The organism is Geomonas silvestris, assembly GCF_014193515.1.
In the GTDB taxonomy this organism is placed as follows: Bacteria; Desulfobacterota; Desulfuromonadia; order Geobacterales; family Geobacteraceae; genus Geomonas; species Geomonas silvestris.
Genome location: NZ_BLXX01000002.1, coordinates 518,362 through 534,452 on the forward strand (window position 1 = coordinate 518,362; position 16,091 = coordinate 534,452).

Sequence of the window (16,091 nt, forward strand, 5' to 3'; positions counted from 1 at the left end):
ACCGCGCTTTTTGCCACCTGCGGCACGCTCCATCCAGCAGGCGCACCAACGTGGGCGCCTTTTTCGAGGAACTACTCTAATGGAAGGAATCGTCAATCTCCCGCTGTTCCTGGTCTCCTGCGTGGCGCTCAACGTCATGCCCGGGCCGGACACCATCTATCTGGTTACCCGCAGCATCGCGCAGGGGCGCCGCGCCGGGCTGCTCTCCTCCTGGGGGCTTTGCACCGGCGCCTTGGTGCACACCTTCGCCGCGGCCCTGGGACTCTCCGCGGTCCTCTCCGCCTCGGCGCACGCCTTCAGCGCCGTTAAGTACGCCGGTGCCGTCTACCTCATCTACCTCGGGGTCAAGACCTTCTTCGACAAAAGCGGTCCGCTCCCCACCGACAACGAGCCGGCGGCACCGGTCAGCGGTTGCCGGATCTTCTTCCAGGGGATCCTGGTCGATGTCCTCAACCCGAAGGTCGCCCTGTTTTTTCTCGCCTTCCTGCCGCAGTTCATCGACCACCGCGCACCCAACAAGTTCGCGACCTTCCTGCTTCTGGGCGCCATCCTGGTGCTCTTCTCGCTGGTCTGGGAGGGGATCCTGGTCTTGGGGAGCTCCCGGCTTTCCGGGTACTTCACCAGGAACGAGAACTCCGGTCGCCGGGTGAACCGGGTCGCCGGGTCGATCTTCGTCAGCCTCGGGGTCCGGATGGGGCTGGTCTGACCGAAAGACGCACCGCTTCCGCTGTCTCACTCCCCGGCTGGGTGTCGGGAAGGTACCGGCCGGCTGGCGCGTGCTCGGCAGGCTTTTTAACTTTACTGACAACGGAGGGGCTTCATGGACGTCGTTCTCAACCCCACGGAGGTTCGGGTGCTCGGTTCGCTCATCGAGAAAGAGCTCACCACCCCGGAGTACTATCCGCTCTCGCTCAACGCGCTGGTCAACGCCTGCAACCAGAAGTCGAACCGCGACCCGGTGACCAGTCTCGCCGAGGCGGAGGTGGTCCAGGCCCTCGATTCCCTGAGGTTCAAGCAGTACGCGCTCCTCTCCGGGGCCGGCGGCCGGGTCTCCAAGTACCGCCACGCCCTGGTGGAGAAGTTCCGCCTCTCTCCTGCCGAGCTCGCGCTTATCTGCGAGCTTTTGGTGCGCGGTCCGCAGACCGTGGGCGAGCTGCGGACGCGCTGCGAGCGGATGCACCCCTTCGCCGACCTGGCCGAGGTAGAGGCGACGCTGGAGGAGCTCATGAACCGCACGCCGCCCATCGTGACGCGGCTGCCGCGCCAGCCCGGGCGCAAGGAGTCCCGCTTCTGCCAGCTCTTCGCCGGCGAGCCGGATCTCGCCGCCCTGGAGGCGGCCGGCGAGGGGGGCGCGCGCGGCAGGGGCGCCGACGGCGCTCAGCTTGAGAAACTCGAGGAAGAGGTGGCCGCGCTGCGTCAGGAGGTCGACGACCTGCGCCAGATGCTCGCCGAATTCCGCAGGACCTTTGAATAGATTTGGTGGGGAGGATTGAGTGACTGAACACCGGGAGTCGCGGCTGGAACTGGCCGCAAAGATCGATGTTACCGACTGGTTCAGCCTGCGGGCGCACCTGGAGCGCGGCGGGGTGATCCTGGTGGATCGCATGCTGGATCTAACCGAGGTGGGTGTCGCCGTGGCGGGGGACGAGGTGAAGCTCCTCGAGCGCTGGATCGCGGGGGGGCTGGTGGGGAAGCCGAGCGCCGAGCAGGTCGCGGGCTGGGATGCCCAGACGATGAAAGTCTTCAACTGCCTGATCGTGTCGCCTTTCGTTCTGGTGCAAGAAGTGCCGGAAGAAAAGGCCTAGTCAAGGAGGTTTCATGGGAGAGGAGAACCCCGCAGTATCCTGTTCGCGCTGCAGTGCCGTGATCCAGAAAAGCGGCACCACCAACTGCTGGAGCGGCGATCCCGCCCAGGCGCCCCCCAAGCCGGGCAACTGCCCGAGTACCACCCACGCCGCCACGGTCGACGAGGCGATGGCGCTCATGAAGGGGGAGGGAGAGGATGCCCGCATCGCCTTCGTGGCCGCCCGGGTCGAAGGGCTCTGCTACCAGCGCATGCCGGGAAGCGACGCGGTGAACGCGCGCTGGACCCGGGTGGAGGACACCATCGCCTTCGCGAAGCTCATGGGGTACCAGAAGATCGGCATCGCCACCTGCATCGGGCTTCTCGACGAGTGCGAGCGCCTGAGCGCCATCCTGCGTGCGCAGGGGCTTACCCCCTTGAGTGTCTGCTGCAAGGCCGGGAGCATCGAAAAGCTGGAGCTGGGGCTCAAGGAGGAGGACAAGGTGCGCCCCGGGACCTTCGAGCCGGCCTGCAACCCGATCGCCCAGGCGGAGATCTGCAACGCGCTCGAGACCGACATGAACGTGATCCTGGGGCTGTGCGTCGGGCACGACATGCTCTTCAACAAGCACTCCAAGGCGCCGGTCACCACCCTGGTGGTCAAGGACCGGGTCACCGGCCACAACCCGATCGCGGTGCTCTACGGTCAGAATTTCTACTATAAACGGCTCCAGAAGCAGCAGCTGGTCGTGGAGTGATCCGTTCCCACTGCGGATAAGGTACACCCGGTAGTGCTGACCGATTTTGCAGCGACACGACAGCCCGCCATCCTTCCGGATGTGCGGGCTTTTTTGCGGCCGCAGCACCCTTTTGGCGGGGCTCGATTCAGCCGCAAAAACTTCCCCGAAAACGCTTCAGATTCGCGGCCTGTTACCGATACTACTGTTACGCAAAGAGACAGCGGGTCTCCAGTGGGAATCGAGCAGCCGGCGAGGCAGAAAGGTGGGGGGCTTGAACATGATCAGCGCGGTGTGGAACACTATCCGTGGTTTCTCGTTACTGGCGGTTCTGACGGTGGTTTTTACGGGCGTCGTGGTTGTCTCCTGCGTGCTGCGCTTGGCGCTGGGCAACGGCTTCGCCAATGCCGCGGGGAAGCTGCACCTCGGCTCCGGCGGCTGGTCCTGATCCACTAGGCGCAAGCTCTCCTCCCTGCGCAGGGGACTCTCCTTAAGCTGCGGGCACGACGAGTTCTTTACGGTGGATGGCCCCTTTGGGCGTCAGCACGCTGGAAAAGAGGATGGCCTGCTTAACCTCGAAGGGGGGGTAGGCGAGATCGCGGTGGCGCTGCTCGAAGGCTGAGACGGCGGCGCCGTGCGGCTCTTTCAGGCGGGCGAGGGTGAGGTGGGGGGAGAAGGGGCGCTCTTCGGGGGCGATGCCGGCCTGCTGCACCGCCGACTCGACCGCTTGCTGCAGTCGGAGCAACTGAGCATTCTCTCCGATGCCGACCCAGAGTACCCGGGGCGGGCGCTTCCCCGGCGGGAAGTGGCCGACGCCACGCAGTTCCAGCTGAAAGGGCGCGAAGCTCAGCCCGGAGAGGGCAGTTTTTAGGGCGGAGACCGTCGGCGGCTGGACGTCGCCGATAAAGCGCAGGGTCAGGTGGTTCTGGTCCGGTGGGACCCAGCGTGCCTCGGGGACGTCCGCGCTGAAACGGCTCAGATCCTCCCTGATGGCGTCGGGAATGTCGATGGCGATGAAGAGTCTCGGCATAAAAAGGTCCCTTCTGTATGAAATTTTGCAGGTCCTGATGCGAAAATCGAAGAAAAAGCATTGACTAACGTTCCTCGGAATGCTAGAAAGTTTAACTTTGGTAAATCGAATGTAAAGGCGTTACCCATGCTTGACGCGAGATACCTACGGGAAAATCTGGAGAGTGTAGAGGCGCGGCTGAAAACCAGGGGCGAGGGCGTCGACATTGCCCTGTTCAAGGAACTGGATGGGCGCCGGCGCGAGCTTCTGCAGCAGAGCGAGACGCTCAAAGCACTGCGCAACAAGGTGACTGAAGAAATCAGTCGTCTCAAAGATAAAAGCCAGGGCCAGGAGCGCATGGCCGAGATGCGTGAGGTCTCCCAGAAGATCAAGGGAATCGACGAATCGCTCAAGGTCGTGGAAGAGGAACTGCAGACCTTCCTCTTGACGGTGCCCAACATCCCGAACGAGAGCACTCCGGTTGGCAAATCCGAGGAAGACAACGTCGTGGTGCGCACCTGGGGTGAGCCGGCGGCGCTCGGCTTCGAGGCCAAACCGCACTGGGAAATCGGCGAAAGCCTGAACATCCTTGACTTCGAGCGCGGCGCGAAGATCACCGGAGCACGTTTTACCCTGTACCGCGGCGCCGGTGCCAAGCTGGAGCGGGCCCTCATTAACTTCATGCTCGATCTGCACACCGACGAGCACAATTATATTGAAATGCTTCCTCCGTTTATGGTAAACAGGGAAAGCATGACCGGGACCGGTCAGTTGCCGAAGTTCGAGGAAGATCTCTTCCACATGGAGGGGGTCGATTTTTTTCTCATCCCCACGGCTGAAGTACCGGTTACCAACATCCACCGTGGCGAGATACTGAAGGGATCGGATCTTCCGATCAACTACTGTGCCTACACCCCCTGCTTCCGCAAGGAAGCCGGTTCCTACGGCAAGGATACCCGCGGCCTTATCAGGCAGCATCAGTTCAACAAGGTCGAGCTGGTCAAGTTCGCGCACCCCGCGGACTCCTACAACCAGCTCCAGCAGCTGCTCGGCAATGCCGAGGAGGTGCTGCGCCGGCTCAAGATCCCCTATCGAGTGGTTGAGCTTTGCACCGGCGACATCGGCTTTTCGGCCGCCAAGACCTTCGACATCGAAGTCTGGCTGCCGGGGCAGAACTGCTATCGCGAGATCTCCTCGTGCAGCAATTTCGAAGATTTCCAGGCCCGTAGAGCGGGGATCCGCTTCAGGCAGGAAGAAAAGGCAAAGCCGGAATTTGTGCATACGCTGAACGGCTCAGGCCTCGCAGTCGGGCGAACCGTAGTGGCGGTGCTGGAAAACTACCAGCAGGCCGATGGTTCGGTGCTCATTCCCGAGGCGCTCAGACCGTATATGGGTGGGCTCGAGAGGATCAGCTGACGATTGGAGGAATGGCCGAGTGGTTGAAGGCGGCGGTCTTGAAAACCGTTGAACGAAAGTTCCGTGGGTTCGAATCCTACTTCCTCCGCCATTTAGAACATCTTGTTGGATGCAGTACCGCAGTTGGTAGGTAGAACGGAGAGTTGGCCGAGTAGGTCGAAGGCGCTCGCCTGCTAAGCGAGTATACTGGCTAAAACCGGTATCGAGGGTTCGAATCCCTCACTCTCCGCCACTTTTGCACCGGGAAGTTCAGGTGCAGGCAGGGCAGCTGTGGAGGTCTTTTTGACGCGATTGATGAAACTGCTGGTTTTGTCTCTGGTCGCTACGGTTGCAATCGCAGGGTGTAACGAGAAAGAGCGGAAGTCGTCAAAAGTAGCGCAGCAACAGCCGGCACGAGCTTCCTCAGTGGTAGTCGTACCGGACAGCGTCAAGGGTAAGTGGAAGGCGGTCAAAGTAGCGGTCGCCGACAAGAACGCCAAGCAGCAGAATGTGTACGAGCTGGAACTGGGTAAGGATTTCAAGTTGCCAGACTCGGATCTCACCCTTACCGTTGAGAACTTCCTCCCGAACTTCGTGATGGAAGGAACCACGCTGACCTCGATCTCCAACGAGTTAAAGAATCCGGCCGCCCAGCTGGTGATTCACGAGGGTAAAAAAGAGATCTTCAAAGGCTGGCTGTTCACGCTGTACCCGACGACCCACGCCTTTCAGCACCCGCAGTACGGTTTCACGCTGGTCGATTACGTACCGGCACATTGATACAGCTTGCGCTCGTAGCTCAGCTGGATAGAGCAACGGACTACGAATCCGTAGGTCGGGAGTTCGAATCTCTCCGAGCGCGCCACCAAAAAAGAGGGTACCGGCAGCAAGGTCACCTCGAATGTTTCACGCAGCACAAAGTTTGCGCCCGTAGCTCAGCTGGATAGAGCACAAGACTACGAATCTTGGGGCCGGGCGTTCGAATCGCTCCGGGCGCGCCATCTAAAGCGGCTTCTCCACATGTTGGAGGAGCCGCTTTACTTTTTTTGGACCAGCAGGAATCTTTCGGGCACCGGCGAAAACAACGCGGCTGCCCGTTTTTTTTCCTGGAGCGACCACTGGCTACATTGCTGTCTGGTGCAGGGTTTGGAAACCGCAAAAAACTGAGATGCAGGGAGCTTTTCTTTTTTGCCACGGCCAAAAACAACGATGCCGGAACGGCAAAATGCAATCATCTAGTCCTACATTTGCATTTTGGAGCTCCAAAAAACGATCATGCCGCGCCACTTTTTTTGGGGAGCTACCTCGCGCAATTTTGCTATGCCGAAAAACAATTAAGGATAACCGCGCGCAATCGTCTCCCTACAAAATTGCACGGGGGTGTCTTGAAGAACACGTTGCGGCCTCTGTTTTGCTGCGTTGCGGCCATATTTGAAAAAAAGCTCGGCAGTCCCCTGGATGTAAAGGGGCGCACCGCCACCGATCTCGAAAAGGATCCTGCCAAGAGTCCTTTTTTGTGTCACAAGGCTGGCCCGTTACTATCTGAGGTTCCTGTCCTGATGAGGCGTTCGACACAAATCCGGGGTGTTTGACTTCCGGCGTGGTTTAATATCCTCTAAGCCTGAGTGGATGATACAGCGAACTCGTGGGAAAGGAGCCTGTCTATGCGCTATCCGGGAAGGATCATCAGGAAGGGAGAAAAGGACGCCCAGTTGGTGAGAGCGATCAAGACGAAGCTCAATGAGGCGCTTGGCTTCATGGACCAGCCAGAGCTCATGCTCGACCCTAAGGACGGTAACTTCGGGCCGAAAATGGAGTCGGCGATCCGGTTCTACCAGTCGCGCCACGTGGATGCCGAAGGGATGCTGCTGCGCCAGGACGGGGAGCTCGGCCCGAATACCTGGGGTGCGCTCTTCGGGGACGATACGGTCAACGCCTCCACGACCCCGCGCGACCCGCTGCTGGCCAAGGTGCTGCAGGTGGCGGCAGACGAGGAGGCCAAGAAGGTGCGGGAGAAACCCAAGAACTCCAACCGCGGGCCGGAAGTGGACCGCTATGTAGCAAGTACCGGTGCGCCGATGGGGAGTTCGTGGTGCTGTGCGTTCGTCTACTGGTGCTTCGAGCAGGGAGCCAAAGCCATGGGGCGCACGAATCCGATGGTACGGACCGCCGGGTGCCTCAACCATTGGGAAGAGGCGAGGAAGAAGGGGACCAGGTCTATCACGGCTGATGCGGCGCAGGAGAACCCCGCGTTGGTGGAGTCGGGCATGGTTTTCATCATGGACCACGGCTCGGGGATGGGGCATACCGGCCTGGTCGAGAAGGTGACCGGGGGAGTCGTCACCACCATCGAGGGGAACACCGACGCCAGCAAGACCCGCGAGGGGGGCGGTGTGTACCGCCTGGTCCGCAAGATCGGAGACATCAACAAAGGGTTCATCGACTACACCGGCTAACCGGTGCCGGAGGGTAGAGAAATAGAGCTGCAGGATCAGGCCTCGATACATCGAGGCCTTTTTCGTGCCTGCTTGGGAACACGGCGCAGAGAAAACACCCTTCGCTTGACGCGAGGGGGATAGCGATGTATATTAGGTCGTGCTTAATTCTAATGAAGTAATGTGCTGTGTTTCACTAATCCTGTGACGGACCCGAAGGAGGTAGCGAGGGATGTCGAAACTGACCAACAACGTCCTGGTGGTGGTCCTGCCAGTTATCGCACTCCTTTTCCTGATCCAGGTGGTTCCCTACGGGAAAAGCCTGGGGAACCCGCCGGTCATCAGCGAGCCGATCTGGGACAGCGCCGAGACCCGGGCCCTCGCCAAGCGCGCCTGCTTCGATTGCCACAGCCATGAGACGGTCCGCCCGCGTTACTCGAAGTTCGCGCCGCTATCCTGGCTGGTCCAGTGGGATGTCGAGCGGGGACGCAACGAGTTGAACTTCTCGGACTGGCGTAACGGCGCCCGGGAGGCCGAGCGTGCGGACAAGATGCGCGAAGAGATCTCCGGCGGCGAGATGCCGCCGCTCCCCTACCGCATGGCGCATCCGGACGCGCGGCTCAGCGAGAGCGAGCGGCAGCAACTCATCAAGGGGTTGGGCAAGACCGCCACCGGCCGGTGAGCAGTGTTGGCCGCCCACCGGCGCGAGGCTATGGGCGGTAGCCGCTGCCGATGGCCGAGAAGGGGAGGGAAAGCTTGAGTTGCGGTACCTGCCTGGCGATCCAGGCGGTAAAGGTATTGCTGTTGGGGCCCGGGAACGCCTTGTAAGTCTCGGACCACGGGTAGGAGCGGGCGGCCTTGTCGACCGCATCGATCATCTCATCCACACCTGCGCCGCGGTGTTCGACCAAAAGCCGCGGCCTCTCACCGAACCAGTAACGATCCGGAGCATCCTTTTCGATCCGCACCAGCGGAAGCCCGCCATACAATCGCCAGCCGATCACCTCGTACACCGTATAGTGGGACTCCCCGGTATGTTTAGCCGACACCCAGGTATGGATGGCGAACCAGCCGCGCCACCCCCAGGTCGGGGCGCCGTACACCTGCAGCACCGCCTCGCGGGTTACCTTGGGGTCCGGTGCGATGCCGGCCGGTTCGCGGCTCGCCGTGCGCCAGTCCTTGGCGGCACAGCCGGAGAGAAAGAGGATAAGAAATCCTAGGGTTAGTTGTCTCACGCGTGGTTCCTCCGAAGAGTTGTGCTCACTGATGTCAGGTGCCCCCCGTTGGAAAGGTTCTTCTGACAATTTCGAGAAGACCGCCTACCCCCTCCCTTGACGGGTGGGTGAAGCTGCCATATGCCATGAGATGGCGCCTTCCTCCTCACCCTGACCCTCTCCCGCAAGGGGAGAGGGGACCCAATTGGACGCCTTTCCCGAAAATCCCAGATGAGCCTTTGGAAAAGGGGGCAGAGGTATTCACTCTTGCTTTGCCCCTTACGCCTTAGCCATCAAACCGGGAAGAGTTCAAAATCCCCTCTGTCTCCCCTTCACAAATGGGAGGACGTAGGCCACCAGCGGTGCGGTAGAGCTAGCTTTTGCACGAGCCGGAATTCTCCAACCTTTCCAAAGGGGGGATTTGAAAGCACACGTGCCGGTTAGAGATCGCGCTTCCCGGAAAATTCCGAGCGAACTCAATGATTATGCAACCTTTGCGGAAGAGGAGTCAACACTACGAGGTGGGGGATCCAAGGGGCGTGAGGGAGGGACCGCTTGGGGAGGTACTGCGGGGAAACCGTCTACCTGGTCCGGGAACCGGCTGATGCGCAGGGAGTTGCCGAGCACGGTGAGGCTGGAAAGCACCATGGCGAGGGCGGCCAGCAGCGGGTGCAGCAGTCCGGCGACCGCGGCCGCGATCGCCAGCGTGTTGTACAGAAAACTCCAGGCCAGGTTCTGCCGGATGATCCGGCCGGTGGCCCTGCTCAGCTGGACCAGCCAGGGAACCTGTTCGAGGCGGTCGGAAAGGATCACCACGTTTCCCGCCTGACGAGCGAGATCGGTCCCCGAGCCGAAGGCGATGCCGACGTCCGCCGCCGCCAGGGCAGGCGCGTCGTTTACCCCGTCCCCCACCATGGCGACCGTCCGCCCCGAAGCCGCCTCCTTGCGCAGTTCTGCGATCTTCTGGGTCGGGGTGCACGGCGCCTGGACGCGGTCGATGTCGAGTTCGGCGGCCAGCGCTGCGGCAGCCGGGGCGCGGTCACCGGAAAGGAGAGCGGCGGGTATGCCGAGAGTGCGTAGGCCGGCCAGACAGGTGCCGGCACCCGGACGCACGGCATCTTCGAAGACCAGGCGTGCGACCAAGAGCGCATCGAAGGCAACGTCGGCCACGCTGGCCGCATCGGGGAGGGAGGAGGCACGGGCCTCTGCGGTGCCGGGGACCAGAAAGGCGGGGCTTCCAACCGTGACCCGCTTCACTACCTGCTGCCAGGTGGTGAGCCCGCTCAGGCCGCACCCCGGAACGACCTCGACGAAGCTGGCCGCAGCGGGGGCGAGGTCACGCGCCCGAGCCTCCCGGACCAGGGCCCGGGCCAGCAGGTGCTCGCTTGCCGTCTCCAACCCCGCAACCCTCGCCAGGATCTCCCCCTCATCCAGATCGGCCGAAAGGACCCGCACCTCGCGCAGCACTGGCTCTCCAGCGGTGAGCGTACCCGTCTTGTCGAAGAAGAAGAGGTTCACGCCGGCGAGGCGCTCCAGGACGGCCCCGCCGCGAACCACGATGCCGGCGCGTGCGGCGCGTGCCATGGCGAGTGCGGTGGCGAGCGGCGTGGCGATACCTACGGTGCAGGGGCAGGCGACCACCAGCACCGACAGGGCGCTCAGCAGGCCGCGCGAGGGGTATCCGGCGAGCTGCCAGCCAAGCAGGGATGAAAACGCCACGGCCAGTATCGCAGGAGTGAACCAGGCGGCGATGCGCTCGGCGAGCCGTTGGGCCCGGCTGGGCCGCGACCAGGCGTCCTGGATCTGGGAGACGATCCCGCGCAAGAGCAGGTCGTTGCCGGTCCGCTCCGCCTGCACCAGCAGGGTGCCGATACCGTTCACCGTACCGGCGATGACCGATTCGCCGGGGCGGCAGACCCGCGGCAGGAACTCGCCGGTGAAGGCGGCCTCCTCTATGGTGCTCATCCCCTCGACGATCTTGCCATCAACCGCGATTCGTTCCCCCGGGCGGACCCGGATCACATCGCCGGGTTCGAGCGAATCAGTGGGGACTTCGGCGACCGAGTTCCAGGAGACCCTCAGGGCGTTGGCCGGGAGCAGGGTCAGCATGCTGTTCAAGAGATCGGAAGCCTTGGCCTTGGCGGTGGATTCCAGGAGTTTTCCGGCGGTCACCAGGACCGGAAGCATGGTGGCGGTATCGAAATAGACCTCGCCGGAACCGTGCACTACGGCGAGGGCGCTCACGGTGTAGGCGCTTAAGGAGCCGAGGGCGATCAGGGCGTCGAGGCTCAACCTGCGGCCGGCGAGTTCGCGTCGTGCGCCTGCCAGAAACGGGGGGAGCAGGATGGCCAGCGCAGGGGTCGCCAGGCTCAAAAGGATCAGGCGAAAGGTAAAAACCAGGTGCGGCGCCACGCTGTCGGTGTAGAGAAGCAGCGAGATCATCATGACGTTCATGGCGAGCAGTGAGCCGAGACCCAGCCGCAGGAGGTGCCAGTTCTGCTCACCCCGCTCGGTACCAACGATGCGCGCCACCAGCCGGCAGGCCGAGCAGCAGTAGAGGGAAGCGGCGCCGCGGGCAAGCTGGGAGGGAACCGGGAGCCCGCAGTGTGCGCAGGTGCCGGGGAGGGTACTAGTTGCCGTGCTGTACATGAGGATCCTTCGGGCAGCAGTCCGACTCTGGAAGGGCCGGAGCGTGAGGTGCGCTTTGGGAAGTGGTGCAGCCGAACAGGTGGTGGAAGATGGTGCTGCCGCGCAAAAGCGTCATGATCCCCAGGAGAACCAGCAAGACTGCGCCGGTCTTGGGGCGCCACAGGCGGCGCAGGACGGGGCCGCGGGCGAGTCCCCCCAGCAAAACGAGCGGCAGCGAGGTGCCGAGCCCCAGCCCGCCCAGGGTCGCCATCCCGACCGTTACCGAGCCCGAGTGCAGGGCGTAGGCGAGAAAGGCAAGAACGATGGGGCAGGGGAGAAAGCCGGAACAGACCCCGAGCAAGAGCGCGCCGGTGGGGCCGGGGGTGACCAGGAATTTCCCGGCGACGCTGCTGAAGATCTCGTGCAGCAACCCGCCGTGGGGCTGACACCCCGGCTTGAGGCCGAGCAGGTGCAACCCGGCAGCCAGGAACGCCGCACCGGTCAGGTAGCCGAGCAGGCGCTGCAGCAGGGAGAGCTCGGGGTGGAAGGCGACCAGGAAAAATCCGGCAAAACCGGCGGCGGCTCCGAGGAACAGGTAGCTGAACAGCTTGCCGAGTAACCAGAAGAGCGGCCGGTAGCTGCGCTGCTGGTCCGGCGCGGAGAGCTGCAGCAGGAAGGGGCCGCACATGCCGAGACAGTGGGCGAACCCGGCAAGGCCGCCGACCAGGCCGATCAGGAGGTGCTGGGAGAGCGTGTCGGTCATGGTCGAGCCAGGGAGCGCACCAGGAGTGCCAGGTACCAGCGATGCTCGGGAGGTACCACGTGCTGCAGCACCGGCTCGTGGCCGATACCGGTCAGCATGGCGCGCAGCACCTCGCCGTCGCGCAACGAGGCGGTGTGGGTGTTGCGCAGGTCCGCGGGGCGGGGGATGTAGCTCTGCCCGACCGGGCCGTCACCGGCACCGCTGTCGCCGTGGCAGAAGACGCAGTAGTAGGTGTAGTAGACCCGGGCGCGGTCCAGGTTGTCGGCAGTAGCCGGCAGCGGGTTCGTGAGGCGGGCCGTCTCCGCGGGGGTGGGGAGCCGGTCCACGAAAAGTGCCGGCTGGGTGCCGGCCGGGACGCTCGGCAGGTTCATCTGGAATTCCCGGATATGGTGCTGCGAGCGCATGCGGGGGCCCTCGTAGAGCACGAAGAACATGAGCCCGGCCACCAGAAGGGGGGGGAGCAGTAACAGGGGGATAAGCTTTTTCATCACGAGGCTCCCCCGCCGGAGTGCTGCGGATTGGCAGGCAGCGGCTGCGCTTCGGGAAGCCGCGGCAGTTGGCGCCGCGGGGTTTCCGGAACGCGCGGCTCTTCGGTCGAGAAGATCGATTCGGCGGGGGTGTCGGGGAGCTGCCCGAAGTCCCACTGGCGGCCGCCGTCAGGGACGATGCAGTACACCAGCCACCCGAACCCCATGATGGAGGCGCTGAACAGCAGGATAACCACCCAGCTCCAGGGAGGCGGCATTTCGTGATCTTCGGCGTACCATTTGGTTCCGGGCATGGGTCACCTCACCAGTTGGGGGGCATCAGAGAGCGCAGGACCAGGGACGTGATGGTGTAGGCGGCGCTGGCCAGCGACACCAGGATGATGGCCCAGGGGACGACGGCGATGAAGGCACGCAGGAAGGAGCCAGCGCCCTTGACCTCGATTTCCTCGGCCTTTTTCTCCTCTTCCTTCGGGCGCCACATGGCAGAATAGGTGAGGCAGAACAGGAGCATGAGCGCGATCCCGGCCAAAAGCGTGGCCACGATCCACTGGTTCTGCAGCACGTACAGGTTGAAGGTCATGGTCAGGTTCTCCCGTGAGGCGCCGGGTCCCCATCCGGTTCGGCAGGCGGAATAGCGCTCATCAGGGGGAGGTAGCGCGCCCGGTCCTGGTCGGCGAACTGGTTCCGGTGGATCGCCCAGACAAAGAAACTGGCGATGCAGAGCAGCATCAGCACCAGAAAGCCGAGCCACATGAAGAGAAAGGCTGTTCCCTCCCAAGGACTATCCATACACGATCCTCCGCCAATTTCTTACACCCTCAACGCCTTCCCATCCTTCGGCTATTCCCGCTCTCACAACGCTCCCCCGCCCCTTGCGGGAGGGGGGATCCCTAGGCTTCGGCACTTGGCGTTAGTGCTATGCCTCGGAAGCTGGGAGCCCGGCCGACCCGCCTATTTCCCCGTCACCGCCCCTTCCTGTCCCGGCTGCGGATAGCGGTTTTGCCACGGTTCCTCGTAGGAGGCGTCGATGCCGCGCGGCTCGATGTTCGCGTCGGTGTACCCCACGAAGCTCACGCCCAGGTAGTTGGCAAGATCCCAGATCTTCTCCGACTCGAGGTGCTTCTTGAAGTAGGGCATCCCGGTGCCGGTGATGCCGTTCATGATCTGGTAGTAGAAGATCCCGCCGATGTAGCGGTTCTCCACCAGGTGCCGGCGCAGCGTGGTGAAATTGAGCGGCGGCGGGTTCATGTAGCGAAAGGCCGGACCTTTGCCGTCTCCCACCGGCCCGTGGCAGTTGATGCAGAACTCCTGGTAGATCCTCTTGCCGCGCTGCAGGGAGGCCTCGGTCGCCGGGTAGGGGTTCGGCATGCGGCGCCAGACCTCGGGGACCTGGCTGTGCAGCCACTCGACGTTCGCGTCGAGACCGCCGGCATAGGCCGCGACTGCCGGCGCCTTCCAGTGCTGTTGCCGCGCCACGCGCGCATCGGCCGCCTTGAGCCCCAGGGCCTGGACGTAAGCGGTGAGCTGGCGGATCTCCACCGGGCCCAGGAACTCCCAGGAGGGCATCAGCGAAATCGGGCTCGTGAAGCGGGGATTGACGAAGTGCGCGAGGTGCCAGTCGTCGGGGTGCTCGCCCCCTTCCTGGGAGAGGTCCGGACCGGTGCGCTCGCTCCCCAGGATCGCCGGTTCCTGCCCGACGTAGTCGCCACTCTTGGCGATCCGCTCGGCGCCGATATCCCAGTCGTTGATCCGGATGAAGAGCGAGTGGCAGTAGCTGCAGCCATTACGCACGTAGAGCTTGTGCCCCGCCTCTTCCTCCGCGGTCATCGGCCGCCAGATCTCGGAGGGGGTCTCCTTCATGGTGAGTGCAGGGATCCCGACGATGATGAAGGCGGACGCCCAGAAGACCAGGAGCGCACCGATGATGAGCAGGGCAGGGGTCATCTTCATGAGGCATCCTCCGCCCGCAGCAGCTCGACCGGCTGCAGCTCACGCCCCTGGCGCAGGGTCAGGTACAGGTTGTAGAGGCCGATGAGCGAACCGGTCAGGATGAAGATCCCGGAAGCGGCGCGGGAGATCATGAAAGGGGCGATCTCGGGGAGCACGCGGTACACGGTCTCACCGTTGTTCCAGGCGCTCCCCTGGATGAGGCCTGCCGTGGTGAGCACCAGGAAGAACGCGGTCAGCCCGAAGGTGATCAGGCCGAACTGCAGGCTGACCAGGCGCTGCGAATAGATCTCGCGCCCGCTCACCAGCGGCAGGATGTGCCACATGGCGCCGAGCGCGATGTAGCCGCCGAAGCCGAGCATGGCGATGTGCGCGTGCCCGACGGTCCAGTTGTTGAAGTGGGTGACCCGCTGCAGGTAGGGGAGCGACTGCAGGGGGCCCTGGATGCAGGTGATCAGGTACCAGACGATCCCCCCCATGACCAGCCGGCCCGCCGGATCCCCCCAGACCCGCCTCCCCTCCTGCCGCGCCGTCATCCAGAGGTTCAACACGACGATGGAGACGGGGACGACCATGGCGATGGAATCGACCACCGAGACGGTCTTCAGCCAGTTGGGGATCGGGGACTGCAGCACGTGGTGCCCGCCGATGTGGGTGTAGAGGGCGACCAGGAACCAGAAACCGGCCAGCGACAGGGTATGCGAGTTGAGCGGCGTCCTGGTGATGCGCGGGATGACGAAGTAGGCGGCGCCGGTCGCCAGCGGGGTGATCAACAGGCCCGGGAGGTTGTGCCCCCAGAACCAGAGGAAGATCGAGTCGATGAGCCCCGGCATGGCGCCGGTCGAGGGATGCCAGACCACGTTGGAGATCGGGTAGTTCCCTGCGGTCCAGAGAAAGGAGGCCACGAAGTACCAGACCGAGACGTAGAGCTGCTGCTCGGTGCGCTGGACGATGGTCATGATCAGGTTGTAGATCAGGAGCACCACCGCGAGGATGAGGGAGATGTCGGCGATCCAGATGTACTCGTTGTACTCGCGCCCCTGGGTATAGGCGAAGGAGAACCCGAGCGGCCCGCTGGCCACGGTAAGGTTCCAGAAGAGAAAGCTGAGCCAGGCCAGCGGTTCGGAATAGAGCCGGGTCCGCAAGAGGGCCGGGAGGTAGTAGAGACCGCAGCCGGTGAGCATGGTGCCGGTGAAGCCGTAGAGCATGGTGTTGACGTGGATGGGGCGCTCGCGCCCGAAGACGAGGAAGGGGATGTTGGAGAAGAACTCCGGCGCGACCAGGTGGATGGCCGAGACCATCCCGTAGAGCGCCCCCACCACGAACCAGACGGCTCCGGCGATCAGAAAGGCGAGTGCGGCACTTTGCGGTTTTTTTACGAAGCTGAACATGCGGTCTCCAAAGGGAGCTTTCGGCGCCGGGTTCCCTACGTCTGGTTACTTGGTGCAGACCACGCCGCACGCGGGATCGTCGGAAGAGCAGCTGTACTTGCCGCCGGGAGTCTTGGCGGTCCAGCTGAGCGAGGTTCCGTTGCGTTTCACGTCTGAGACCTTGACCTGGTCCGGCGTCCACCCCGCGCCGATCGCCTGGGCCGACTCCTGCTGCAGGTTCCGGGTCGCGGTGCTGGTGCAGCCGAGGGCAACCGACACGCCGATGAGTGCTGCTGTGAACAGATATCTCTTCATATGCCGT

21 protein-coding genes and 4 tRNA genes are annotated in these 16,091 nt (G+C 63.2%); 14 read left to right on the forward strand and 11 right to left on the reverse strand.

Annotated features, from left to right (window positions below):
- Window positions 1-79: 79 nt before the first annotated feature.
- The 5 genes from GMST_RS05890 (at window position 80) to GMST_RS05910 (ending at window position 2,968) form a co-directional block, all read left to right on the forward strand.
- Window positions 80-706 (forward strand): LysE family translocator, encoded by a 627-nt coding sequence (locus GMST_RS05890; RefSeq protein WP_183353701.1) that lies wholly within the window; start codon window positions 80-82, stop codon window positions 704-706.
- 114 nt (window positions 707-820) lie between these two features.
- Window positions 821-1,474, forward strand: a complete 654-nt coding sequence (locus GMST_RS05895) for a YceH family protein (protein ID WP_183353702.1) — start codon at window positions 821-823, stop codon at window positions 1,472-1,474.
- A 19-nt stretch (window positions 1,475-1,493) separates the two neighbouring features.
- Window positions 1,494-1,805, forward strand: a complete 312-nt coding sequence (locus GMST_RS05900) for a DUF2288 domain-containing protein (protein WP_183353703.1) — start codon at window positions 1,494-1,496, stop codon at window positions 1,803-1,805.
- Window positions 1,806-1,818: 13 nt separating this feature from the next.
- A complete protein-coding gene (locus tag GMST_RS05905) occupies window positions 1,819-2,541 on the forward strand; it encodes a DUF1847 domain-containing protein (RefSeq protein WP_183353704.1) in 723 nt (240 codons plus the stop codon).
- A 253-nt stretch (window positions 2,542-2,794) separates the two neighbouring features.
- Window positions 2,795-2,968 carry a hypothetical protein gene (locus GMST_RS05910; RefSeq protein WP_183353705.1) on the forward strand — a complete coding sequence of 58 codons (174 nt, stop codon included), beginning with the start codon at window positions 2,795-2,797 and terminating at the stop codon, window positions 2,966-2,968.
- 42 nt (window positions 2,969-3,010) lie between these two features.
- On the opposite strand, the gene thpR is transcribed toward GMST_RS05910, so the two are convergent.
- On the reverse strand, window positions 3,011-3,550 hold the full coding sequence (gene thpR, locus GMST_RS05915; RefSeq protein WP_183353706.1) for an RNA 2',3'-cyclic phosphodiesterase: 540 nt from the start codon (window positions 3,548-3,550) through the stop codon (window positions 3,011-3,013).
- A gap of 126 nt (window positions 3,551-3,676) precedes the next feature.
- Between thpR and serS the strand changes: the two genes are divergently transcribed.
- The 9 genes from serS (at window position 3,677) to GMST_RS05960 (ending at window position 8,041) form a co-directional block, all read left to right on the forward strand.
- Window positions 3,677-4,945 carry a serine--tRNA ligase gene (gene serS / locus GMST_RS05920; protein ID WP_183353707.1) on the forward strand — a complete coding sequence of 423 codons (1,269 nt, stop codon included), beginning with the start codon at window positions 3,677-3,679 and terminating at the stop codon, window positions 4,943-4,945.
- A 5-nt stretch (window positions 4,946-4,950) separates the two neighbouring features.
- A tRNA-Ser gene (locus GMST_RS05925) sits at window positions 4,951-5,036 on the forward strand.
- A gap of 46 nt (window positions 5,037-5,082) precedes the next feature.
- Window positions 5,083-5,177: transfer RNA gene (locus GMST_RS05930), tRNA-Ser, on the forward strand.
- Between the two features lie 50 nt (window positions 5,178-5,227).
- Window positions 5,228-5,704, forward strand: a complete 477-nt coding sequence (locus GMST_RS05935; RefSeq protein ID WP_183353708.1) for a DUF2155 domain-containing protein — start codon at window positions 5,228-5,230, stop codon at window positions 5,702-5,704.
- An 8-nt stretch (window positions 5,705-5,712) separates the two neighbouring features.
- Window positions 5,713-5,789, forward strand: a tRNA-Arg gene (locus GMST_RS05940).
- Between the two features lie 59 nt (window positions 5,790-5,848).
- Window positions 5,849-5,925 (forward strand) — tRNA-Arg (locus GMST_RS05945).
- 45 nt (window positions 5,926-5,970) lie between these two features.
- The gene (locus GMST_RS05950; RefSeq protein WP_183353709.1) at window positions 5,971-6,516 is read left to right on the forward strand and encodes a hypothetical protein; all 546 of its coding nucleotides are present in this window, start codon (window positions 5,971-5,973) and stop codon (window positions 6,514-6,516) included.
- A gap of 72 nt (window positions 6,517-6,588) precedes the next feature.
- The gene (locus GMST_RS05955; protein ID WP_183353710.1) at window positions 6,589-7,380 is read left to right on the forward strand and encodes a CHAP domain-containing protein; all 792 of its coding nucleotides are present in this window, start codon (window positions 6,589-6,591) and stop codon (window positions 7,378-7,380) included.
- Between the two features lie 211 nt (window positions 7,381-7,591).
- A complete protein-coding gene (locus tag GMST_RS05960) occupies window positions 7,592-8,041 on the forward strand; it encodes a heme-binding domain-containing protein (RefSeq protein WP_183353711.1) in 450 nt (149 codons plus the stop codon).
- A gap of 28 nt (window positions 8,042-8,069) precedes the next feature.
- Here the strand turns inward: GMST_RS05960 and GMST_RS05965 are convergent, their stop codons facing one another.
- From GMST_RS05965 to GMST_RS06010, 10 genes are all read right to left on the reverse strand, one after another.
- A complete protein-coding gene (locus GMST_RS05965) occupies window positions 8,070-8,594 on the reverse strand; it encodes a DUF3750 domain-containing protein (RefSeq protein WP_246399197.1) in 525 nt (174 codons plus the stop codon).
- 462 nt (window positions 8,595-9,056) lie between these two features.
- Entirely contained in the window at window positions 9,057-11,222 is a 2,166-nt protein-coding gene (locus GMST_RS05970; protein ID WP_183353712.1) for a heavy metal translocating P-type ATPase, read from the reverse strand.
- Window positions 11,203-11,964 carry a sulfite exporter TauE/SafE family protein gene (locus GMST_RS05975; protein ID WP_183353713.1) on the reverse strand — a complete coding sequence of 254 codons (762 nt, stop codon included), beginning with the start codon at window positions 11,962-11,964 and terminating at the stop codon, window positions 11,203-11,205. Before GMST_RS05975 ends, GMST_RS05970 begins: the two co-directional genes overlap by 20 nt.
- Window positions 11,961-12,452, reverse strand: a complete 492-nt coding sequence (locus tag GMST_RS05980; RefSeq protein ID WP_183353714.1) for a c-type cytochrome — start codon at window positions 12,450-12,452, stop codon at window positions 11,961-11,963. The genes GMST_RS05975 and GMST_RS05980 overlap by 4 nt, the downstream gene beginning before the upstream one ends.
- A complete protein-coding gene (locus tag GMST_RS05985; RefSeq protein ID WP_183353715.1) occupies window positions 12,452-12,745 on the reverse strand; it encodes a hypothetical protein in 294 nt (97 codons plus the stop codon). The genes GMST_RS05980 and GMST_RS05985 overlap by 1 nt, the downstream gene beginning before the upstream one ends.
- 8 nt (window positions 12,746-12,753) lie before the next feature.
- Complete coding sequence (locus tag GMST_RS05990; protein WP_183353716.1) at window positions 12,754-13,032, reverse strand: hypothetical protein; 279 nt, start codon at window positions 13,030-13,032, stop codon at window positions 12,754-12,756.
- 2 nt (window positions 13,033-13,034) lie between these two features.
- Window positions 13,035-13,241 (reverse strand): hypothetical protein, encoded by a 207-nt coding sequence (locus GMST_RS05995; RefSeq protein ID WP_183353717.1) that lies wholly within the window; start codon window positions 13,239-13,241, stop codon window positions 13,035-13,037.
- A 162-nt stretch (window positions 13,242-13,403) separates the two neighbouring features.
- Entirely contained in the window at window positions 13,404-14,402 is a 999-nt protein-coding gene (locus GMST_RS06000) for a cbb3-type cytochrome c oxidase subunit II (protein ID WP_183353718.1), read from the reverse strand.
- Window positions 14,399-15,790: a cbb3-type cytochrome c oxidase subunit I gene (locus tag GMST_RS06005; RefSeq protein WP_183353719.1), complete on the reverse strand. Its 1,392-nt coding sequence runs from the start codon at window positions 15,788-15,790 to the stop codon at window positions 14,399-14,401. Before GMST_RS06005 ends, GMST_RS06000 begins: the two co-directional genes overlap by 4 nt.
- 45 nt (window positions 15,791-15,835) lie before the next feature.
- Window positions 15,836-16,084, reverse strand: coding sequence for a hypothetical protein (locus tag GMST_RS06010; protein ID WP_183353720.1), 249 nt, complete (start codon window positions 16,082-16,084; stop codon window positions 15,836-15,838).
- Window positions 16,085-16,091: the final 7 nt, after the last annotated feature.